The organism is Halonotius terrestris, assembly GCF_006861665.1.
Lineage (GTDB): Archaea > Halobacteriota > Halobacteria > Halobacteriales > Haloferacaceae > Halonotius > Halonotius terrestris.
This window is the reverse complement of record NZ_RKLU01000003.1, coordinates 133,190-154,179: the sequence shown is the minus strand read 5'-3', so window position 1 is coordinate 154,179 and position 20,990 is coordinate 133,190. Positions and strand designations below refer to the sequence as shown.

General features: G+C 65.4%; 18 protein-coding genes. 10 read left to right on the top strand and 8 right to left on the bottom strand.

The features are described from left to right. Positions 1–9: 9 nt before the first annotated feature. Both EGH24_RS07435 and EGH24_RS07430 read right to left on the bottom strand, forming a co-directional pair. Positions 10–1,650: a phospholipase D-like domain-containing protein gene (locus EGH24_RS07435; RefSeq protein WP_142979541.1), complete on the bottom strand. Its 1,641-nt coding sequence runs from the start codon at positions 1,648–1,650 to the stop codon at positions 10–12. A gap of 31 nt (positions 1,651–1,681) precedes the next feature. Next, positions 1,682–2,731, bottom strand: a complete 1,050-nt coding sequence (locus EGH24_RS07430; protein WP_142979540.1) for a class I SAM-dependent methyltransferase — start codon at positions 2,729–2,731, stop codon at positions 1,682–1,684. 123 nt (positions 2,732–2,854) lie between these two features. On the opposite strand from EGH24_RS07430, the gene EGH24_RS07425 reads away from it, so the two are divergent. The 5 genes from EGH24_RS07425 to EGH24_RS07405 all read left to right on the top strand — a co-directional run bounded on the left by EGH24_RS07425 (position 2,855) and on the right by EGH24_RS07405 (position 7,239). Then, positions 2,855–3,142, top strand: a complete 288-nt coding sequence (locus tag EGH24_RS07425) for a hypothetical protein (protein WP_142979539.1) — start codon at positions 2,855–2,857, stop codon at positions 3,140–3,142. Positions 3,143–3,189: 47 nt separating this feature from the next. Next, the gene (locus tag EGH24_RS07420; protein WP_142979538.1) at positions 3,190–3,756 is read left to right on the top strand and encodes a DUF2062 domain-containing protein; all 567 of its coding nucleotides are present in this window, start codon (positions 3,190–3,192) and stop codon (positions 3,754–3,756) included. Positions 3,757–3,868: 112 nt separating this feature from the next. After that, positions 3,869–4,528 (top strand): thiaminase II, encoded by a 660-nt coding sequence (tenA, locus tag EGH24_RS07415; RefSeq protein WP_142979537.1) that lies wholly within the window; start codon positions 3,869–3,871, stop codon positions 4,526–4,528. Next, positions 4,525–5,220 carry a TenA family protein gene (locus EGH24_RS07410; RefSeq protein ID WP_142979536.1) on the top strand — a complete coding sequence of 232 codons (696 nt, stop codon included), beginning with the start codon at positions 4,525–4,527 and terminating at the stop codon, positions 5,218–5,220. Before tenA ends, EGH24_RS07410 begins: the two co-directional genes overlap by 4 nt. 141 nt (positions 5,221–5,361) lie before the next feature. Then, positions 5,362–7,239, top strand: a complete 1,878-nt coding sequence (locus EGH24_RS07405) for an SLC13 family permease (RefSeq protein WP_246057944.1) — start codon at positions 5,362–5,364, stop codon at positions 7,237–7,239. A 9-nt stretch (positions 7,240–7,248) separates the two neighbouring features. On the opposite strand, the gene EGH24_RS07400 is transcribed toward EGH24_RS07405, so the two are convergent. Together EGH24_RS07400 and mobB are read right to left on the bottom strand one after the other, a co-directional pair. After that, the gene (locus EGH24_RS07400; RefSeq protein ID WP_142979534.1) at positions 7,249–7,455 is read right to left on the bottom strand and encodes a hypothetical protein; all 207 of its coding nucleotides are present in this window, start codon (positions 7,453–7,455) and stop codon (positions 7,249–7,251) included. Positions 7,456–7,497: 42 nt separating this feature from the next. Continuing rightward, positions 7,498–7,965 carry a molybdopterin-guanine dinucleotide biosynthesis protein B gene (gene mobB, locus EGH24_RS07395; protein ID WP_142979533.1) on the bottom strand — a complete coding sequence of 156 codons (468 nt, stop codon included), beginning with the start codon at positions 7,963–7,965 and terminating at the stop codon, positions 7,498–7,500. Between the two features lie 83 nt (positions 7,966–8,048). On the opposite strand from mobB, the gene mutS reads away from it, so the two are divergent. Together mutS and mutL are read left to right on the top strand one after the other, a co-directional pair. Next, on the top strand, positions 8,049–10,745 hold the full coding sequence (gene mutS, locus EGH24_RS07390; RefSeq protein ID WP_142979532.1) for a DNA mismatch repair protein MutS: 2,697 nt from the start codon (positions 8,049–8,051) through the stop codon (positions 10,743–10,745). Between the two features lie 62 nt (positions 10,746–10,807). Continuing rightward, positions 10,808–12,475, top strand: coding sequence for a DNA mismatch repair endonuclease MutL (gene mutL, locus EGH24_RS07385; protein ID WP_142979531.1), 1,668 nt, complete (start codon positions 10,808–10,810; stop codon positions 12,473–12,475). Between the two features lie 27 nt (positions 12,476–12,502). Here the strand turns inward: mutL and EGH24_RS07380 are convergent, their stop codons facing one another. From EGH24_RS07380 to pyrH, 4 genes are all read right to left on the bottom strand, one after another. Next, positions 12,503–13,912, bottom strand: coding sequence for an outer membrane protein assembly factor BamB family protein (locus EGH24_RS07380; protein WP_142979530.1), 1,410 nt, complete (start codon positions 13,910–13,912; stop codon positions 12,503–12,505). Between the two features lie 59 nt (positions 13,913–13,971). Further along, positions 13,972–14,247 (bottom strand): DUF7573 domain-containing protein, encoded by a 276-nt coding sequence (locus EGH24_RS07375; protein WP_142979529.1) that lies wholly within the window; start codon positions 14,245–14,247, stop codon positions 13,972–13,974. 65 nt (positions 14,248–14,312) lie between these two features. Next, positions 14,313–15,986 (bottom strand): lysine--tRNA ligase, encoded by a 1,674-nt coding sequence (gene lysS, locus EGH24_RS07370; protein ID WP_142979528.1) that lies wholly within the window; start codon positions 15,984–15,986, stop codon positions 14,313–14,315. Next, on the bottom strand, positions 15,983–16,702 hold the full coding sequence (pyrH, locus tag EGH24_RS07365; RefSeq protein WP_142979527.1) for a UMP kinase: 720 nt from the start codon (positions 16,700–16,702) through the stop codon (positions 15,983–15,985). The genes lysS and pyrH overlap by 4 nt, the downstream gene beginning before the upstream one ends. 89 nt (positions 16,703–16,791) lie before the next feature. On the opposite strand from pyrH, the gene EGH24_RS07360 reads away from it, so the two are divergent. From EGH24_RS07360 to EGH24_RS07350, 3 genes are all read left to right on the top strand, one after another. Further along, on the top strand, positions 16,792–17,604 hold the full coding sequence (locus tag EGH24_RS07360; RefSeq protein WP_142979526.1) for a molybdopterin synthase: 813 nt from the start codon (positions 16,792–16,794) through the stop codon (positions 17,602–17,604). A gap of 81 nt (positions 17,605–17,685) precedes the next feature. Continuing rightward, positions 17,686–18,825, top strand: coding sequence for a site-2 protease family protein (locus tag EGH24_RS07355; protein ID WP_142979910.1), 1,140 nt, complete (start codon positions 17,686–17,688; stop codon positions 18,823–18,825). Between the two features lie 171 nt (positions 18,826–18,996). Next, positions 18,997–20,928, top strand: a complete 1,932-nt coding sequence (locus tag EGH24_RS07350; RefSeq protein WP_142979525.1) for a PAS domain-containing protein — start codon at positions 18,997–18,999, stop codon at positions 20,926–20,928. Positions 20,929–20,990 lie beyond the last annotated feature (62 nt).

Here is a 20,990-nt window from a genome sequence, read left to right as displayed (position 1 = left end):
CGCAGCCCCTCATTTTCGCTCGAATTCCAGCCGCCGGTGAGCGAGCAGTGCGGTCCCGCTGATCACGGCGACGGCGACGACAACGAGGCCGGCCGGAAGGTCACCGTTGGGGAGGATACTGAACCCGCTGCCGTCGCCGCTGCTCGCCTTCCAGTCGGCGACGAACACATCGCGGTAGTAGTCAGCGACGGCCGGGTCGGTGACGGCGACCGCGAGTTCGCGGTTGTTTTCGGCGGAGTTGTCGTTCCAGTTGAGACTCCCGACGACGGCAGTGTCGTCGGCGACGATCCCCTTGGCGTGTATTTTGCCAAAACGGTCGGTGTCGTCAGCGACACGGACACTGAGCGGCACATCGTCATCGGTCGCTCGGTCGCGGAGTGCCTCCGCCAGTGCCGTGTTTTCCTCCTCAGCGTACCAGCTTCCGCTCAGCAGAATTCGCACCTCGACGCCGCGGTCGGCTGTACGGATCGCCGCCCGGAGCAGCCGGTAATCGCGGTCACCGATTGCCGGCTGGATGACAAGCAGTTCCTCGTCGGTGTTGTTGATGAGGCCGACCAGTTCTGATTCGGCGTTGTCGGGCGCGGCCAGCACGGTGAGTTCGTCGGCCGCCGTCGACAGCGGTGGGTGGCGTTGCGGATACGAGTCGGGCGCCGCATCGGCCTCGATAGTCTCGATTTCGCCGCGGACGGACTCCCATTTCGGGGTGTCTTTCCATGTCGTATCGTGCTCGAAGACGGCAGCCAACTCGTCGGCAGTCGCAGCCGAGTCGGCAGTAAGTCCCCAGCCGCGGCTGTCGGCCCCGCCGGTGCCGGCGGGTTTCCAGTTTTCGGTGAGGACGACAGCGGTGTCGTCAGCGACAGCGTACTTCGCGTGGTGGTAGCGAAAGCGGGCGGCTTCGCCCGTCATCACCCGAACGTCGATGCCGGCGGCGGTGAGATCGTCGAGGCGTGCGGCTTGTCGCTCGGTCATTCCACCGACCGGGCCGCCTTCGACGAGGACAGCCACGTCCGCTCCGCGGTTTTGGGCGGCGATCAACTCGCGGACCACGCGCTCGTCGGTCAGCGTGTAGGCGGCGAGATAGAGCCGGTTGTCGGCTCCCTCGATTGCGTCGAGCGGGGCGGCTGGGTTGTCGGGCAACACGAACGCTTCTACTGACGTGTTGCTGACCGTCATCGGCGCGCGTGGCTCGAAACCGGCGGGCTGCCAGCGCGGCTCGCGGTCGGCTCGCCACTGCTGGCTTTCGGGAGCGTCCTCGTAGCTAACAGTATCGACGACCGTGTCGCCGCGGCGAAGCGTCAGCGTCTCGCCGCTCACGGCAAGTCGAAAGCTGCCGTCTGATTCGACGAGTGTCGCGTTTGTGTGGGTCGCAGTTTCGGTCGGGTGGCGCGTCGCGGCGAACCGGCCCGTCCGGTCTTCGGGGAGGTCGACGACGCCTTCGCCGTCGGTCAGCGTCCAGTCGCCCGGCTCAGCTATTTCGACGGCCACGTACTCGCCGCGGTTCTCGTCGGTCGTCGGGTTCGGATAGAGTTCGACGATCTGGCCGGCCGCATCATTGGTCGCGCTGGCCGGCATCGCAGCCGGGCTGGCGACAACAAAACAGCCGCAAACGACGAGGCAGATGATCAGTCGAGCGACGGTGCGACGGCTCACGGGGCGACTGCTGCGGCTTCGGATAAAAACGTCAGCCTGACTCGTCGTCGGGTTTCGTCAGCCGCACGTCCAGACAGACGTTGAGTTCGTGGGGCGCGTACGACCGAACGACGTGTTCGGTCTCGACGCGCACGTCGTACGCCGGTTCGGCGGCGTCGCGGATCGCGTCGATCCCCGGCCCGAAGGAGTCGTCCTCGTGTTGGATGTCGTAGTAGTGGATGACACACTCCTCGCCAGCGAGGGCGACCGCCGTCGCAAGGAACTCGTTCGCGCTGTGGGGGAGATTCATCACCAGCCGGTCGGCCCAGCCGTGGTAGTCGTCGCCGACATCACGGACATCGCCAGCGATGGCGGTGACCGCGTCGTCGACGTTGTTCCGGCGGGCGTTCTCTCGGCAGTACTCGACGGCGGTTTCGTTGAGGTCGACGGCGACCAATTCGGCCCCGCGGCTGGCCGCGGGGATCGCAAACGGGCCGACCCCGGCGAACATATCCAGTACCTGCTCGTCGGCACTGATCTGCTCAACAACGCGGTGGCGTTCGGTGGCGAGTCGCGGCGAGAAGTAGACGGCTGCGAGGTCGAGGAGAAACTCGTGGCCGTACTCGCGGTGGACGGTTTCGGTCGGTGTGAGGTCGCTGTCGGCGGCCGCCTCCTCGTCGACGGCCACAACCTCCCAATCGCGGACGCGGCACTCGCCTTTGATTTTTGAGGCACGGTTGAGCACCGATCGAACCGGGAGGTCAGATTCGATGACGGCATCGGCGATGGCTGCCGCGCGGTCTGGGTCGTCCTCGTCGATGACGACGATGTCGCCGATCCGCTCTAAGGAGGGCTCGAAGCCGAGGATATCGGCGGGCGTGCGGACGCCACGGCGAGTGGGGAGGTCACGGGTCGTCAACTCGCTGTCGCCGTCGAGTGCGGCGACGGCGTCGGTCGCCGCGTCGGGATCGCTGACGGGAATATAGATCGTGCCATCCTCGACGGCGATCTCGTGGTCGTCGTCGAGGGCGTCCGCCTCGGCGAGGGCTGAGCGGGCCGCCTCGCCGTGTTGGCGGGCGACGGCGACACACGGAACGTCCATAGCGGCTCTGTGGTGTCGCCGCGCCTAAGCGTGACGTTTGGAGGCGACCGCGACAGCTGCAGGCGGCCGCGGCGGCTGTAGGCGACCGCGAGTGCTTTCCGGGCGGCTATCGAAACGCTGTCAATGAGCGACAGCGAGTTTCCCGAGCCTCGCCCCGGGCCGTCGTGGGAACGGCTGCGGGTGCGGGCCGCCTGCAGCGCGGGCGTCGCGGTCCTGCAACTGGTCGTTTTCTGGGAGTTTGTCGTCCGCGCGATCCCGATGCTGTGGCCGCCGGTCGAACCGATCACCCAGTGGGTGAGCTTGCTGCTGGTTTCGCTTGGGTCGTTCGTCGTTATTTCGGGGTTGTTCGGGACGCTGCTCGGGGACCAGCTCTACGACCGCTATGTTGCTGATGAGGAGGCGACGCCGTGAGGAATGGCCGGCAGTAGCTACTTCCGTCGCGCGGGCGAGGTGTCGCTATGACTGGCGTGGTGCAGCGCGGGCGACTCCGGGGATTCCTCGCGCGGGTTCGTACCGCGTTACAGGAGTCATTCGCCGACGATCAGACGCCCGAACAGATCGCCGGCAGCTTCGCTATCGGCGTCTTTCTGACGATGCTGCCAACGTTTGGGGTCGCGTTGATCCCGATGGTCTATCTCGCTTACCGGGTCGCGTGGATCAACAAGGTCTCGCTGTTCGCCTCGGGGATCGTCATCAACCCACCCGTCAAATGGGGCGTCTACGCCGCCAGCGTCCCGATCGGTGTCCTGCTGTTAGGGCCGATCGAGGGCGGCACCGTGACGGCGATCTCGCTGGATGCCGGCGGCGACCTCCTCATCCGGCTGGTCGTCGGCAACCTCATCCTTGCGACGATTGCCACCGCGATCAGCTACGTCGGCATCCATCGGATGGTCATCGCCTACCGCGAGCGCGAATTGGACGTTGTCGAGGAGGTCGTCGACGTCGTCATTGAGGAGATCGACGAGGAAATCCAGCGAGAGGACGGCGAGGCGGCAAACAAACCGGAGTCGGCAACGACGGACTGAGCCGACGATCGAGCCGACGACTGATTGAGCTATCTGCGCCACGTCGGTCGCTCAGAAATTATAACCTAATTATACCAACAAATTATAGAGCCATCGTCGCCAACGCTCGTCCATGTCCGGTAGCGACCAACTCCTTGCAGCAGGTGAATCGATCTGGCAGGCCCAGAAAGCCCATCCGTTTGTCGTCGAACTCGCCGACGGCACGCTCGACAACGATGCCTTCGAACACTGGATCAAACAGGACTATCGGTATCTGCAGGATTACGCCCGACTGTGGGCCCTGGCAGGCACGAAAGCCCGCGACGAGGCGACGATGACCGCGCTGTTGGGCGTTTCTCACAGCATTCTCGACACCGAAATGGATCTCCACCGCTCGTTTGCGGCCGACTACGGCATCTCACAGGACGAGTTGGAAGCGACCGAAAAGGCCCCGACCTGCGTCGCCTACACGAACTTCCTACTTCGGACGGCCTACGAGGGCAGCCTCGCGGAGATCGCCGCCGCGCTGTACCCCTGCATGCAGGGCTACCTCGATATCGCCGATCATATGGCCGAGTTGGCTGACAACACCCACGAGTATACGCCGTTCATCGATACCTACACCGGCGAGGAGTTCCGCGAGGACGTGGCCTGGGGCCGCGAGTTCGTTGACGACTGCTGGGAACGCTATCCCGGCGAGCGCGAGGCGATGGAGGAGGCGTTCCTCACGAGCGCGAAACTCGAATACCGCTTCTGGGAAATGGCCTACACCGAGGAAGATTGGGGTCTATGAGCGAGGATACATTCGACGACTACGCCGCGGACCGCGACGATCCGCGGTTCACCGACTGGCTCCGCGAGCGAACCGAGCCAGCGTGGAGCGATGCGACCGAGCACCGGTTTACGAAGGAGTTGGGCGCGGGCACGCTCGACGACGAGGTGATGGCCCAGTATCTCCTGCAGGACTACGCCTTCGTCGACACGTTGGTCGGCGTCTTCGGATACGCCCTCGGGCAGGCTCCCACGATGGCCGAGAAACGCCGGTTCGTCGAGTTCCTCGATGTCGTCACCGACGACGAAAACGACTACTTCGAACGCTCTTTCGACGCGCTCGATGTGCCGGCCAAGCAGTGGCAAGCCCCTGACCGAACCGCAACAACGGAGTCGTTCATCGATCTCCTCCTCGCGGCGAAAGAGCAGGGCGGCTACGCCGAGACGCTGGCCGTGTTGGTGCCGGCGGAATGGATCTATCTCTCGTGGGCGACACGGGAGGCCGAGGACCGCCCCGAGGAGTTCTATTTCGCCGAGTGGATCGATCTGCACGCCAACGACGGGTTTGTCGCTTTCGTCAACTGGCTGCGCGAGCAACTCGATACGGTCGGCCCGACACTGTCGCCGCGTCGCCAGCGACGGGTGGCGCGGCTGTTCGAGCGCACGGTCGCCCACGAAGTCGCGTTCTTCGACGCTGCCTACGACGCGGTGTAGGTCGCGGTCGTCTCCACAGCCTCGCAGTCGCCGGGTTCAAGGCGCCTGCCCCGCCTTGCTCTGACAACAATGCTGGAGGCCGTCACCGCCGGTGGGCTGCCGCTTGCGACCGGCGGGCTCGCCGGGGGCCTGACCCTCGATATGCTCGTCGTCTTCGGGGTCATCCTGCTGGCGTTGGTGCTGTTCGTCACCGAGTGGCTGCCGATCGACGTGACGGCCATCTTCGTCATGGTGCTGCTGATCTTGCTCGGTCCCGACGGAGTCGTCAACCTCACGCAGATCACCACCACCGAGGGTGTCTCGGGGTTCTCGAATCCAGCGACGATTACGGTACTGGCGATGTTGATCCTCAGCTCCGGTATCAACCGGACGGGCGTCGTCCAGATCCTCGGCCGGAAGATGGCGAACTTCGCGGGCAACAGCCTCAACAAACAGTTGCTGGCGACGATCGGCGTCGCCGGCCCCGTCTCGGGGTTCATCAACAACACGCCGGTCGTGGCGATCCTCGTTCCCGTCGTTTCCGATATCGCCCACAAGGGCAAGACTTCGCCGTCGAAACTGCTGATGCCGCTCTCGTTCGCCTCGATGTTCGGTGGGATGCTCACGCTGATCGGCACCTCGACGAACATTCTCGCAAGCGACGTCTCCGACCGGCTGCTCGGCCAGCCGTTTTCGATGTTCGAGTTCACCCAACTGGGCATCATCGTCTTCGTCGTCGGCTCCTTGTACCTGCTGACGATCGGCCACCGACTGCTACCCGAGCGCGTGCCGCCCGAGGAGGACTACATTCAGGAGTACGACCTCGAACCCTACCTGACCGAGGTCGTAATCGGCGAGAAGTCGTCGATTGCGGGCACGACCGTCGGCGACGCGATCGATGCCGCCGAATTCGATGCCGACATCCTCGGGCTCGTCCGCGACGACGAGACGGTCATCGATCCCTCGAAGAACACGCGGCTCAGGGTCGGCGACACCCTCCGGCTTCGAACCGACCGCGAAACCCTCGACGAGCTGGTCGACAGCGAAATCCTGACCGCCGCCGGCACGCCCGAAACCGATGCCGAACTCGAACCCGACGACGCGGTCGATCAGACCATCGTCGAGGTCGTCATCCCCCGTGGCTCCTTCCTCGCCGGCGAGACGCTGGCGAGTTCGACGTTCCGCCAGCGGTACGACGCGACCGTGTTGGCCTTCCGGAGTCGCGGCGGAACGATCCAAGAGGGCATGGAGCACAAACGGCTCCGCGTTGGCGACACGCTGCTGTTGCAGGCCGCCCCCGACAGCATTGACCGGCTGTCCCGCAACGACGACTTCATCGTCGCCCACGAGCCGGACGACCCCGAGTACCGCACGGAGAAGATCCCTCACGCGGCGGCGATCATGCTCGGCGTCGTCGGCCTCGTCGCCGTCCCCTTCGAGGCGATCGGTGCGTGGCTCGCGGCGGCAACGGGGATCGGCGCGTTCACCGGGCTCTCGGCGTTGTCGCTACCGATCATGCTGACCGCGCTGATGGGCGTCGTGGCGATGGTGGCGACAGGCGTCATCAAGGCCAACGAACTCTACGATGCCGTGGAGTGGGACGTGATACTGCTGCTGGCGGGGATCATCCCGCTGGGGATCGCGCTCGAACAGACCGGCGGAGCCGACCTACTGGGCGCGCTCGTCGCCGCGACGGGGAACTACCTCCCCGTGATCGGCGTGCTGTGGGTGTTTTACCTCGGAACGGGGTTGATTACGGGCGTCATCTCGAACAACGCCAGCGTCGTGTTGATGCTCCCGGTCGCTGTCGAGGCGGCGACCGCTATCGGTGCGAACCCGTTTGCGTTCGTCCTCGCGGTCACCTTCGCGGCCTCGACGGCGTTTCTGACGCCGGTCGGTTACCAGACGAACCTTTTCGTCTACGGCCCGGGCGGCTACAAGTTCTCGGACTTCATTCGGGTTGGCGCGCCGCTACAGTTGCTGCTGTCGGTCGTGACGGTACTGGGGATCGCGTTCTTCTGGGGGCTGCGCCCGGCCTAATACCGGCTGCTACGAGGACTCACTCGACTTCGATCCTGTGTTGGCTGGGGTGTCCGGTGGGTCGTCAACGACGTGGTGCGGTCCGAGCGGGCCGTGGGTCGGACAGACGCCCTCGATAGTCGTCGCGTTGAGACAGCAGGCGCGCTGCTCGCTGGCGATGGCTCCCTGTTGGAGTGCCGCGCCACAGAGCCGGCAGTAGGAGCCATCGTCTGTCATACCTGCGGCTACGCGTGGGATGCCTATAGCTTCCGTGGCGTCCTATCTGTCGTCGAACAGCGTTTCGTCAACAATCGACGACGCCAACGCCTCCACGTCGAACTCCTCCAGCGAGCCGCGAGCGACGACCGGCGGTTCGATACCCTCGCGGTCACCGAGAACGACCTTCGGGTATGGCGCGTCGTGAAACCCTTCGATGAGCACGAACTCGTAGCCCGCGTCTTGGAGGTCGCTGACGGTCGCCTCCAGTAGCGCGCGTTCGCTGTCGGCGGCGTCCTTCCCGCCGGGAGTGATCTCGAACGACAGCGACGGCGTCAGCCCGACGACGGTGTCGGCACCGGCGGTGCGGTGGCGGTGGGTGTCCTTGCCCGGCGTGTCGATCTCGATGTCGTGGTGGATGGATTTGATCGTCCCGACGCGGCCGGCCGACTCCAGTGCAGCGACCAGCGACTCGATCAGCGTCGTCTTCCCGCTGTCGCTGGGGCCGACCACGCAGACTGGCGGGCGCATACCGTGCCTCGCGGGCCGTGGGTCAAAACGGTGTCGCGGGCGACACCCGAGGTGTTTTATTCGTGCCGGACGCCCTCCCGGCTATGACTGCGGTGACGGGGCTGCCGCCGACGATGGCCGACCGCAAGGACGACGTGACGCCCATGCTCTCCCAGTACGTCGAGCTCTGCGAGCAACACCCCGATGCCCTCGTCTTGTTCCAGGTCGGCGACTTCTACGAAGCGTTCTGTGAGGCCGCCGAGGAGGTTGCCCGCGTCTGTGAGGTGACGCTGACCCAACGCGAGGACTCCACCGGCGAGTACCCGATGGCCGGTATCCCAATCGACAACGCGGCCTCGTATCTCGAACGCCTCGTCGAGGCTGACTACCGTGTTGCCCTCGCCGATCAAGTCGAAGACGCCGAGGAGGCGAGCGGCCTCGTTGACCGCGCCGTCACGCGAGTTATTACGCCCGGCACGGTCGTCGAAGACGAGTTGCTGGCGGCGGGATCGACGACCTACGTCGCCAGCGTCGTCGAACGCGACGCGGCCAACGGCGAGCGGGATGGCTACGGCATCGCCGCCGTCGATGCCTCGACCGGCGAGTGTTTCGTCACGACCGTCCCGACCCGCGGCGACGTACGCGAGGAACTCGACCGGATCCAACCGAACGAACTGCTCGTCGCCGGCGACGCACCGACGGTCGCCCCCGACGGCGACTGGATGGAAAGCGCGGTCGATGCCGAGCTATTCGAGCCCACCGTCGCCCGCGACCGCCTGGCCGAGTACGTTGCCGATCCCGACCGCCGCCTCGACAACGACGCCGAACAGCGGGCTTGCGGCGCGGTATTGGCCTACGCCGAGTACACGCAGGGCGACGACGGCCCGCTCGAATACGTCTCCCGAATTCGCCGACACGACCAGCGCGACCAACTCCGACTCGACGCCGCCGCGCTCCGGAGCCTCGAACTGTTCGATAATCGCGGCCCCGGATCAGGTGAGACGGTGTTCGACGTGCTTGACGAGACCGCCTCAGCCCTCGGCCGACGGTGTCTCGACCGCTGGCTCCGCCGACCGTTGGTCGATCGCGCAGCCATCGAGGATCGCCTCGACGCGGTCGACGCCCTCGTCGACGATGGCGTCGTCCGCAGCGATCTTTCCGATCTGTTGGCGGAAGCCTACGACCTCGAACGCCTCGCCGGCCGCGTCTCGCGGGAACGCGCCAACGCCCGCGATCTGCGCGCGTTGCACGCGACGCTGTCGATCGTCCCGGAGTTGAAGGAACGCATCGCCGACATCCCCGCGCTCAGCGATCACCACGCTCGCCTCGACGAACTCCGCGACGTGGCGACGCTGATCGACGAGGCGATCAGCCCCGAGCCACCAATGGAACTCACCGAGGGCGGCGTCATCAAGCAGTCCTTCGACGACGAACTCGATGCCCTCAGAACGACCGAACAGGAGGGCCGCGAGTGGGTCGCAGACCTCGAAGCCACCGAACGCGAGCGCACCGGGATCGACTCGCTGTCGGTCGGCCACAACCAGGTTCACGGCTACTACATCGAGGTGACGAACCCGAACCTCGATCAAGTGCCCGACGACTACACCCGTCGCCAAACGCTGAAAAACGCCGAGCGGTTCTACACGCCGGAACTCAAAGAGCGCGAAGACGAGATTTTCGGCGCGGCTGAACGCGCCGACAGCCTCGAATACGAACTGTTCTGTGAGGTCCGCGAGACCGTCGCCGCCGAAACCGACCGAATTCAGGCGTTGGCGACGACGATCGCCGAACTCGACGCGCTGTGTTCCTTCTCTATTGCCGCGACTGAGGGCGATTACGTCCGGCCCGAACTCCGAGCCGCCAGCGACGATGCGCATATCTCGATCCACGGCGGCCGTCATCCGGTCGTCGAGACCACCCAAGCGGAGTTCGTCCCGAACGATACCGACCTCGCCGGTGGCGACGTGGCGATCATCACCGGCCCCAACATGAGCGGGAAATCGACCTACATGCGCCAGGTCGCGTTGATCTGCCTCCTCGCCCAGACCGGGAGCTTCGTCCCCGCGGAGGCCGCCACCCTCCCGGTTCTCGACCGGATCTTCACGCGTGTCGGCGCGAGCGACGACATCGCCGGCGGCCAGTCGACGTTCATGCGCGAGATGAGCGAACTCACCGAGATTCTCCACGACGCGACCGACCGCTCGCTTGTCTTGCTTGACGAGGTCGGTCGCGGGACGAGCACGGCCGACGGCCTCGCCATCGCCCAAGCGACCACGGAATTCATCCACGACGAACTCGACGCGACGACGCTGTTTGCGACCCACTATCACGGCCTGACCGACCTCGCCGACGAGCGCGAGGGCGTCCACAACCTCCACTTCGCAGCGACACGAGAAGGCGACGACGTGACGTTTCTCCACCGCGTCGCCCCCGGCGCGTCGTCGGCGTCCTACGGGATCGAAGTCGCTCGCATGGCCGGCGTGCCGACACCTGTCGTTGATCGCGCCCGCGATGTCGTCGCAACGATGACCGGCGACGCCAGCGACAGCAGCGTTGCTGACAACGCTACTGACGCCGCTGACAGCCATCCCACCTCCGACAACGACACCGCGACCGACCCGGCAGCCAGCGCGGCGGCCGCTGACGACGCTCTCGCCGACGCGCTGGCAGAGCAGACACTCGACCCGGAGACAGTCGCTGCGGTCGCTGCCGAACTCCAAGCACTCGATATTGCGACGATGACGCCGCTGGAAGCCCTCAATACGCTGGATTCGCTTCGATCACAACTCGACGAAGAGTGATCGGAGCGGAACTGCCCCGAAGCGGCTAAACCGGTCGCGCCGTACACCTTCGGCAAACCAGTATGCCGTCCCAACTCACTCGTCTCGACGACGCGACGGTCGCCAAAATCGCGGCCGGCGAGGTCATCAGCCGCCCGGCCCGCGTCGTCAGCGAACTCGTCGACAACGCCCTCGACGCCGGGGCGAGCCGGATCGATATCGCCGTCGCCGGCGACGGCACCGACCGAATTCGCGTCGAGGACGACGGCCACGGGCTCTCGCGGGACGACGCCGAACTCGCCGTCCAACGGCACACGACGAGCAAGCTCCCGGCCGACGCCGGTGCGTCGCTAACGGCGGTCTCGACGCTCGGCTTCCGCGGTGAGGCATTGGCGGCGATCTGCGATTGCGCCACCGTCGAGCTCGTGACCAACGACGGCGACGCCGCTGGCACCACGCTCCGCGTCGAGAACGGCGAGCCAACCGTCGCTGACGCCGCACGCGGACAGGGAACGACGGTCACGGTCACCGATCTCTTCGCCGACCGCCCGGCCCGTCGTGAGTCGCTCGCCGGCCCGGCCGCCGAGTTCAGCCGGATCAGCGATCTCGTTGCCGACTACGCGTTCGCTCAGCCCGACGTTTCGTTCTCGCTCAGCCACGATGGCACGAAGACGTTCTCGGCGGCCGGCGGCGGCCTGCGCGACGCGCTCCTCGGCGTCTACGACGCGGATGTCGCCCGCAACGCGACCGTCGTCGAACACGCGACGGATATCGACATCGAGGGTGGAACCGGATCGCTCGATCTCCGCGGGATTCTGGCCTATCCATCGGTCACGCGCGCGACCCGCGAGCACGTCCGGATTAGCGTCGCCGGCCGTCCCGTCTCTGATTCCGGACTTCGGCAGGCGGTCATCGACGGCTACGGTTCGCTGCTGCCCGGCGACCAGTACCCCATCGCCGCCGTCGATATCGAGCCACCGGCCGGAGTCGTCGACCCGAACGTCCACCCGGCGAAGCAACGGGTCGGACTCCGGTATCGGGACGCTATCGAAGCTGCCGTCGAAACCGCCGTTTCGGAGGCGTTGTCAACGGCCGACGCGCGCCGCGCTGACGCGGCCGCGACCGATCTCACGACTGAACTCGACAGCGTCGACCGCACTGACCCCTTCGCCGACCTCCGCGTCATCGGCAGTTTTCGAGAGCTCTATCTGCTCTGTGAGGACGACGATGCGTTGCTCGTGATCGACCAACACGCCGCCCACGAGCGGGTCAACTACGAGCGACTGCAGGCTACTGTCGCGGACGACGCGATTCCGACGGCGACGCTCGATCCGCCGGAATCGGTGTCTGTGTCGCCGGCAGCAGCGTCGATCGCGGAGCAGCACGCTGACCTGCTTGCGTACCTCGGGTTCGACGTGGAATCGTTCGGTGGCGGAACGCTGCGGGTGTCGGCGGTCCCGGCTCCGCTCGGGCGCGTCGCTGACGCCGACGCGTTGCGAACGACACTTGATGCGTTGGCTGCCGAGGAATCGCCGGCTAATCCACGCGATGCGATCCTCGCGGAGCTGGCCTGTCATCCGTCGCTGAAAGCCGGCGCGGAGCTGTCGCTGGAGGATGCTGAGCAGCTGCTGGAGCGGCTGGGTGAGTGCGAGCAGCCCTTCGCTTGTCCACACGGACGGCCGACCGTCTGCTCGATAGACGAAACAACGCTTGCGGCCGGCTTTGATCGTGGATCGACGCGCTTTGAGTGACGAGCCGAAAACGGCCGAGGCGGCGCGTTACTGGTTGTCGGTGTCGGCTCCGAACCGTCGTTTCAGGACATAACTGGCTCCACTAAGTGCCGCTACCGTCGTGCTGATCCCGAATCCCGGAGCGTTGGAACCCGTCTCCGCAGACTCCGTCTCTTCGTCGTCGGACTGGTCTGCGGTCTCGTTGCCGTCGGTGTCGGTTTCGTTGCCGTCGTCGGACTCGGTTGTTTCCTCCTGCTCCGGTTCGGGTGGTGAGGTATCGATTTCGAGTGTCTGATCGGCGTACTGCCAGCCGTCGTGATGTCCCAGCGTGCCGAGTGTTACGCGTGAATCCTCGCTCGACCCACCGGTTCCTGAAATCAGCGAGTAAACGGTGTCATCGCTGCCGAGGAAGACCGTATCATCGGCTCCGGTCGGTGCGGATGTGATGCCGTCGCTGGTCTCCCAGAGTTTCTCACCGTTTTCAGCATCGAGCGCCACGGTGTTGTCGTCGCCGGCAAAGACGTGATCGTTCATTACTGTTGGAGCAACAGGGTCCGACCCATCGAACCGCGTTGACCACCGTGAGCCGCCGACCGCCGCGTTCAGCCCGTGGACTCTAACAGTATCCGCGACGAAGAGCGTATCGCGGCTGTAGGCTCCCTCCGCGACCGTTGGAGCTGTCAGTCCACCGTTCCGGTAGAGCCCTTCGCTCCACTGTTCCTCTCCTGATTCGATATCGACGGCGTAGACGTTGGCGTCCTCGCTGCTAACGTAGACCATCTCGTTGGCGACTGTCGGCGATGTCTGAATCTCGCCGCCGGTTTCGAACGTCCAGACTTCCTCACCGGACTCGGCGTCAAGTGCGTAGAGCATGTTGTCGTAGCTGCCGATGAAGACGGTCCCGTTCACGACGACGGGTGAGCCATCGACCTGTCCACCGGTTTCGTACGTCCACGACTGGCGACCCGATTCAGCATCGATCGCGTAGACCTTGCCGTCGCGGCTGCCGACGAACGCGGTTTTGTCGACGACGACCGGCGAAGAGACGATCGACCCACCGGTTTCGAACGACCACTCTTCCTCGCCGGATTCGGCGTCGATCGCGTAGAGGTTGTTGTCGTTGCTGCCGACGAAGACGATCCCGTCGACGACTAACGGCGAGGAGCGAACCGGCCCGTCAGTACCGAACTTCCAGCGGCCATAGGCGTTGCTCGCGTTCAGTGAGTAGACGCTGCCGTCGTCGCTGCCGACGTAGACGAAACTATCGACGATGGTCGGCGAGGAGTTGACGGTCCCACCAGTGCTGAAATCCCACTCAACGTCACCGCTGGAGGATTGCGCAGCAGCCGGCGTCACGCCAACGGTGGCAGCGAAGCCAACGGCAGCAGTCGTTCTGAGTGCAGTGCGGCGTGAAACGAGCGGCCCGTGCCCGGTTGTCTCGGAACGATCGTCTGTCATACAGTCTCATATATCCAATGTACAAAAAATCCTTTTGACACGACTGCCACACAAGCGAGCTACCACGCCTTGCAGTCAGGACAGACGAACTCATCGTCGTCACGCCACTGCCGCTCGGTTGTCGCGCCACAGCGGGCACACGCCGCGCCGTCGGGCTGCCAGCGGTAGGTGGCAGTTGCTGGATCAGTCGCCGCAGTCACCTCCTCGTCGACGGTCGTCGGTTCTTCGTCGACTGCCTCAGTCGGCCCCTCGTCGTCGCTGTCGAGATCGTCGTCGCCGTCGACGGATTCCGAACTGTCGTCAGTAAACTCGGTCAGTGGCCGATCCTCACTCATCAGTCGCTGTTGGACTGGCGAGATAGTAAAATCGGGCGATCAGTTGCAGACGCTACCGGCCGCAGTCACCGCTCGCGGCGGAGTCGTCCCACGACGAACTCTTGTTCCAAGTCGCCGAGGAACTCGCCGAGGCGTGGCCCCTGCGTTTCGTCGAAAAACAGCCGATAGCCGGCCTCGAAGAGGTCGCCGGGCTCGATCCCGTGGTCGCGGGCGGTGTCGTAGATTTCGGACTGGATCGTCTCGCCGTCGTGGCCGTCGGCGACGACAGCAGCCAACGAATCAAGGGCGTCGCTCGTCGCGTCGTCGAACTCGACAGCGGGGAGGTCGGCCTGCAACCGGTAGTTGTAGGCGTTGTCCATCCGCTCGGCCCAGTTGCGGGCCTGCTCGACGCGAGCGAGGGCGGCCTCGACGGTCGTGTCGTCGGCGTCGTCGGGGATGTGGCCCTCATCGCGAGCCAGTTTCTCGCGGAGGTCGCGGTCCTCGACCATGCCGAGCACAGCCGCAAAGGTGTAGGGCAGCCGGATCGGTCGCTCGTCGGCAACGTCGCCGACGACGTAGGGGTAGGCGTCCTCGGCGAAGGCGGTCACCGACTCGTCGTCGACGCCCTCGTAGTAGGCGCGCTCGAAGCGGTCGAAGTCGTCGACGAGTTGGTCGAGCCGCGAGAGGTCGAGATCGCGGGCCTTCTTCGGGTGCAGCGCGAAGAAATACCGGATGACTTCGGGTTCCAGTAGCTCAAGGAGTTCGGGCACGGTGACGATGTTACCAGCGGACGACGACAGTGCCGCGCCATTGAGCGTGAACCACTCGTAGACCATCGGCACCGGCGGCTCGATATCAAGGACGGTCTCGGCGATGTCGACGCCGGAGGGCCACGAGCCTTCGGCGTGGTCCTTGCCGAACGGCTCGAAATCCACGTCCAGTACCTGCCACTGGGCGGGCCACTCGAACCGCCACGGGAGTTTGCCCTCTCGGAACGTCGCGGTGCCTTCGTGGCCGCAGCCCTCGATCGTCTCGTCGCCGACTTCCATATCGGTGCAGACGTAGTCGACTGTCTCGGCGTTGAGATCGATGTCGGTGACCGTCTCGGTCAGTTTGCCGCACTCCTCGCAGATCGGGTTGAACGGGACGTACTCGTCGTCGGCCTTTGCTTGGTACTCGCTGAGGACCTCTCGGGCGGTATCGATCTCGCGGAGGACGCGCTCGACAACCGGGTCGAAGGTGCCGTTCTCGTAAAGCTCGGTGTTCGAGTACATCTCGATGTCGACCCCGAGTCGCTTGGCGTCGGCTTCCAGCAGCGCGGCGAAGTGGGCGGCGTAGGAGTCGCGCTCGCCGAAAGGGTCGGGAATATCGGTGTAGGGTTTCCCGAGGTTGCGGCCGAGCGCGCCGGCATCGACTTCGCCGAGGCCGACGATGTTGCCGTCGGGGTCGGCCAGTTTTCTGGGGAGTTTGCGGAGCGGGTCACGGTCGTCGCTNGTGAANACCTGNCGGACCTNGTNGCCNCGNNCNCGGAGNNCTTCNGCGACGAAGTAGCCGCGCATNANCTCGTTNANGTTGCCGANGTGGGNNACGCCNGANGGNGAGACGCCGCCCTTGATGACGATCGGGTCGTCATGATTCCGCTGTTCGATCTCGTCGGCGACGGCTTCAGCCCAGAAATCGTGGTGATCGTCGGCGACAGTGTCGTGGGCGGTCGCCGGCGTCGGGTCGGCGTCCGCATCGCCCGGCTCGTCCGCGCTCATTCTGTCGTGATCCACTCCTCGGGTTCAGTGCTGCCTTCGGGGATGATGTCGGTCCCGGTGTGGTCGCCGTGGAGGATCGCCTGTCGCACGTTCTCCGGATCGGTGCCGTCGAAGACGATGGCTCGCATGCCCGCACGCTCGATGAGTTTCGCGGCCAGCAGATCGACCGGCGCGGAGGAGCCGGCATCGCGGCTCATCGGGACGACCAACTCGACGAGTTCCGCCGGCGACATCGTCGTATAGCGGATCGCTTCGGGGTCCTCGTTCGGGTCGGCGTCGTAGACACCGTCGGTGCTGGTGGCGTAGGCCAGCAGGTCGGCGTCGACGTACTCGGCGAGGGCGGCGGCGACGGCGTCGGTCGTCTGACCGGGCATGACGCCGCCCATGATGGCGATCTCGCCGCGGTTGAGGGCCTCGCCGGCGGCGGCGTAATCCTCCGCGGGCGTCGGGTTCGTTTTCGCGTCGAGAGCGGCGATCAGCAGGCGGGCGTTGAGCCGGGTGACCTCGATCCCGAGTTCGTCGAGTTCGACCTCGTTGCCACCGAGTTGGCGGGCCGCAGTAATGTAGTCGCGGGCGACCTCGCCGCCGCCGACGACGACGCCGACTTGGAAGCCGGCGTCGACGAGCGATTCGATCGCGTCGGCGTGGGCGGTGATCCGGTCGGCCGAGAGATCCGGTGCGAGCACGCTGCCGCCGAGCGAGAGGATGACCTTCATTGCCACCGGGTTCCCCCGAGCCGACCTTAAGGGTTGTCACACCGGGACAGCGACAACACTCAAGTTCGCCGACCTCCGCACCTTCAGCCATGCAGACGCTCTGTGTCGTCGGCGCGGACGCCAGCGCGGTCGCCGACGCGCTCGTCGATGTGATCGCCGAGCACCACGAGGGCCGGATCGCTAGCGTCGAGTACGGCGACAGCGACGACGCTGCTGTCGACACCGACGTTACCGACGCAGACGGCCAGTTCAGCCTCACGAGCGGTGGTCAGTGGGTCGGCCGCGGCGACGACCGCTCGCTGGTCGATCTGCTGGATTCACTCGCCCCCGACTACGAGTATGCCGTTGTCGCCGGCGCGAGCCACCACCGCCTCCCGACGGTCGTCGTTGGCGATGTGAGCGACGATCCAGCAAACGTTGTTGCCGACGCGGCGACAGCTTCGGACCTCGACACCGCCGCGCTGGCCGCCCGGATCGACGATTTCGAGCCCCATGTCACGTTGGAGACGCTCATCGACCGCGCGGAGGCCTCGCCGCTGGCCGAACGATCGGGTGCGATTGCGACCTTTACCGGCCGGGTTCGCATCAAGGACAGTCCCGACGACAGCCGAACCGAACACCTCGCCTTCGAGAAATACGAAGGCGTTGCCGCGGAACGGATGGCCGCCATCAGCGACGAACTCACCGACCGCGAGGGCGTCTTCGAGGTGCTGATGCACCACCGCGTCGGCGTCATGGGCCCGGGCGAGGACATCGTCTTCGTCGTCGTACTCGCGGGCCACCGCGAGGAGGCATTTCGGACTGTCGAGGATGGGATCAACCGCCTGAAGGATGAAGTGCCGATTTTCAAGAAGGAGACGACCGAAGACGAAGAGTTCTGGCTGCACGAACGGGAATGCTAAGGGAGCGACAGTGCTGGCAGGGAGGTCGGCGACGACAAGCGTTTATGCCCGTCAGTCACGTATCGCCGCCAATGGGTGACGATGGCTGAGCCGGAGTCGATCCCACGTCCCGACGAACTTGAGACGTGGTATCACCTCAGCGAAGTGCGGATCGACGGCGACCGGATCATCTACTACGGCGAGCCGTTGATCCCCGAGAACCGCCTCCACGAGGAGCTGTGGCCGGCGTTTCAGGAGGCCGGCTACGAGCTCAAGCTGGCCCATCCCGGCGATGCCGACGGCACCGCTCTCGTCGCCATCCCGACTGGCAGCGTCGGCAGCGACGGCGTGCCGTGGACGAACATCGCGCTGTTCGCGGCGACGATCCTCTCGACGTTGGTCGTCGGGGCCGCCGGCTGGTACTTCGTCCCGTTTTCGGAGATCGCGGCCAACCCGCTGTCCGTGCTCCAGGCGTGGCCGTTTACCGCCGCCGTCCTCGGCGTCCTCATGACGCACGAACTGGGCCACTACGCCATGGGCCGATACCACGACGTGACTGTCTCGCTGCCGTACGTCATTCCCTTCGTCTTCCCCTTCGGCACGCTCGGCGCGATAATTAAGATGAAAAGCCGGATGCCGAGCCGGAAGGCGCTCTTCGATATCGGCGTCGCCGGTCCCATCGCCGGCCTCGTCGCCACCGTCGTCGTCACCGCGATCGGCCTCTCGCTGGATCCCATCGAGATCCCGGCTCGGCTGCTTGAGGGCGCGGATTCCGGCGATTCGATCGTGTTCAATCATCCGCCGCTGTTGGATATCATCGCATGGGTGCTCGGCGAGCCGACGAGCTACAGCGACCCGTCGTTGAACCCCCACCCGGTCATCATCGGCGGCTGGGTCGGGATGTTTTTCACGTTCCTGAATCTGCTCCCCGTCGGCCAGCTTGACGGCGGCCACATGGTGCGGGCGATGGTCGGCCAGCGACAGGAGACGGTCGCCGCGTTGGTGCCGGCCGCGCTGTTCGCCGTCGCCGGCTATCTCTACTACGTCCGGAATCTCGGGCTCAACGATTCGGTCGGCCTCTGGGCGTTTTGGGGGTTGTTCTCGCTATTTATCGCCTACAAGGGGCCGGCCGATCCGGCCGACGAAACGGCGATCGGGCTACCGCGGATCACCCTCGGGGTAGCGACCTTCGCGCTCGGCCTGCTGTGTTTCATGCTCGTGCCGATCCGGCTCGTCGGCTGACCGTTTCTGAGCGGGCTGTGACCGATTTCTAGGGTTCAGAACATATCTATAATTGACTCCACACATACATTTTTATCCGAGAATTATATACTGACTAACACTGATATGGTGTGTCAAGTGACACCGTGTCACCACACCGAGCCCACCGATGGCACTCAGGAGTTGTAGCCAATGACTGACCAACCCTCGCCTGCCGACGCCCGCCAGCAACTCTACGAAATCGTCCGGGAGGACGTGCCGTTCGACGAGAAGGCACGGGCCGCGTTGGAGCTCGGCACACGCGTGCTTGGTGTCGATAACGCCCACCTCAGCCGGGTCCACGAGGAGACCAACCACTGGAAGGCGATGGTCACGACCGACACCGACGACGGGCTGACACCGCCGGAACTCGAACTCGACCTCAGGGAGACGTACTGCCGGCACGCCGTCGACAGCCGCGACCAACTCGCCCTGTCCGACGCCGCCGAGGAAGGATACGAGGATGATCCCGCGCTCGACGCCCGCGGCCTCTCCTGTTATCTCGGCACGCCGCTCGTCCTCGATGGGGAGCCCCGCGGGATGGTCTGTTTCGTTTCGGCCGGCCCCCGCGAGGAGCCGTTTTCCGACGCCGAAACCCGCTTTGCGGAGTTCCTCACTCGGCTGTTGGAACGCGAACTCGCCCGTGACCGCGTCGAGACCGAACTCACCAATCAGAGCAACCTCGCGGCCGTGCTCAACCGCGTCCTCCGGCACAACCTCCGCAACGAGATGTCCGTCATCCGCGGGTTCGCCCAGTTGATGGCCGAGGACAGCGGGGAAGACTACAGCGAGACCGTCCTCACCCATATCGACGACCTGATGGCGTTGAGCGAGAAGGCCCGCGAACTCGAACGGATCATCACCATCGACGCCGAGCGAACCGTCACGGATGTCGTCGCGCTCGTTGAGGCCGTCGCCGAGGCCGTCGCCGCCGACTACCCGAACGCGACGATCACCGTTGAGGGCGACGAGGTGACGACGGCCATCCTCCCGACGCTCGAACGCGCCATCGAGGAGTTGCTCGAAAACGCCGCGAAACACGCCGGCGAGGCACCGACGGCCACGGTCACAGTCGAGACCGTCGCCGAGGCCGTCGAAGTGCGGATCAGCGACGACGGGCCGGGGCTCAGCAAACAGGAGATCGAGGTGCTCACCTGCGGCGAGGAGACGCCGTTCACCCACGGCAGCGGGCTCGGACTGTGGCTCGCCCGCTGGATCGTCACCAGCCACAGCGGCGAAATCGATGCGACGGCGACGGCGGACGGAACGGTCATGACGGTCTCGATCCCACGACGGCCGGCAGTCACCGTCAGTCGGCAACCCGCCGATGTCACGCGGTCACGTGACCAGTACCATGCCGCGTTCACCGAGGCCCACGACGCGATGGTCGTCGTCAACGACGACGCTCGCATCCTCGATGCCAACCCCGCCGCCGGCGAACTGTTCGGGCTGGACGCACAGGCACTCCACGGCCGCGGCCTGCCGGAGTTCCTGCCGGGTGAGTGTGAGATCGGTGAGACATGGGAGACGATCCAGACACCGGGAACCGACCGCGAGACGGTACGGCTCACGGCCGCCGACGGGATCGATCGGATCGTCGAGTACGCCGCGACGACCGACATCGTCCCCGGCCAGCACCTCTTCGTTGCGCGGGACGTGACCGAGCGCGTCGCCCGCGAGGCCGAACTCAGTCGGAAGACACAGGCGATGGACGCCGCCCCCATCGGCATCATTCTCACTGATCCGACCGACGCGGACAACCCCATCGTCTACGCCAACGAGGCGTTCTGTGAGCTGACTGGCTACGCGGAACGTGAGATCATCGGCCGCAACTGTCGGTTCCTGCAGGGTGAGGCCACCAAGTCCGAACGGGTCGAGCGAATGGGCGAGGCGATCGAAAACGGTGAGCCCGTCACGGTGACGCTGCGGAACTACCGGGCCGACGGCACCCCGTTTTGGAACCACGTCACCATCGCACCGGTCGAGGCCGGAGACGAGGAACTGATGGTCGGCTTTCAGGAGGACGTGACCGACCGGATCGACCGCCCGCTGTCGCCGGTGGAGCCGTCGAACCGATCGGAGTAGGCGGCTCCTACCGTCGCGCTGCCGCGGCTACGCGGCGTATACCCTTGTTCCTCACAGTCGTT

Excerpts from the sequence above, each read along its gene's own strand:
- EGH24_RS07430 (WP_142979540.1), bottom strand. The coding sequence starts at position 2,731 with ATGGACGTTCCGTGTGTCGCCGTCGCCCGCCAACACGGCGAGGCGGCC.
- EGH24_RS07425 (WP_142979539.1), top strand. The coding sequence starts at position 2,855 with ATGAGCGACAGCGAGTTTCCCGAGCCTCGCCCCGGGCCGTCGTGGGAA.
- EGH24_RS07420 (WP_142979538.1), top strand. The coding sequence starts at position 3,190 with ATGACTGGCGTGGTGCAGCGCGGGCGACTCCGGGGATTCCTCGCGCGG.
- tenA (WP_142979537.1), top strand. The coding sequence starts at position 3,869 with ATGTCCGGTAGCGACCAACTCCTTGCAGCAGGTGAATCGATCTGGCAG.
- EGH24_RS07410 (WP_142979536.1), top strand. The coding sequence starts at position 4,525 with ATGAGCGAGGATACATTCGACGACTACGCCGCGGACCGCGACGATCCG.
- EGH24_RS07405 (WP_246057944.1), top strand. The coding sequence starts at position 5,362 with ATGCTCGTCGTCTTCGGGGTCATCCTGCTGGCGTTGGTGCTGTTCGTC.
- EGH24_RS07400 (WP_142979534.1), bottom strand. The coding sequence starts at position 7,455 with ATGACAGACGATGGCTCCTACTGCCGGCTCTGTGGCGCGGCACTCCAA.
- mobB (WP_142979533.1), bottom strand. The coding sequence starts at position 7,965 with ATGCGCCCGCCAGTCTGCGTGGTCGGCCCCAGCGACAGCGGGAAGACG.
- mutS (WP_142979532.1), top strand. The coding sequence starts at position 8,049 with ATGACTGCGGTGACGGGGCTGCCGCCGACGATGGCCGACCGCAAGGAC.
- mutL (WP_142979531.1), top strand. The coding sequence starts at position 10,808 with ATGCCGTCCCAACTCACTCGTCTCGACGACGCGACGGTCGCCAAAATC.
- EGH24_RS07380 (WP_142979530.1), bottom strand. The coding sequence starts at position 13,912 with ATGACAGACGATCGTTCCGAGACAACCGGGCACGGGCCGCTCGTTTCA.
- EGH24_RS07375 (WP_142979529.1), bottom strand. The coding sequence starts at position 14,247 with ATGAGTGAGGATCGGCCACTGACCGAGTTTACTGACGACAGTTCGGAA.
- pyrH (WP_142979527.1), bottom strand. The coding sequence starts at position 16,702 with ATGAAGGTCATCCTCTCGCTCGGCGGCAGCGTGCTCGCACCGGATCTC.
- EGH24_RS07360 (WP_142979526.1), top strand. The coding sequence starts at position 16,792 with ATGCAGACGCTCTGTGTCGTCGGCGCGGACGCCAGCGCGGTCGCCGAC.
- EGH24_RS07355 (WP_142979910.1), top strand. The coding sequence starts at position 17,686 with ATGGCTGAGCCGGAGTCGATCCCACGTCCCGACGAACTTGAGACGTGG.
- EGH24_RS07350 (WP_142979525.1), top strand. The coding sequence starts at position 18,997 with ATGACTGACCAACCCTCGCCTGCCGACGCCCGCCAGCAACTCTACGAA.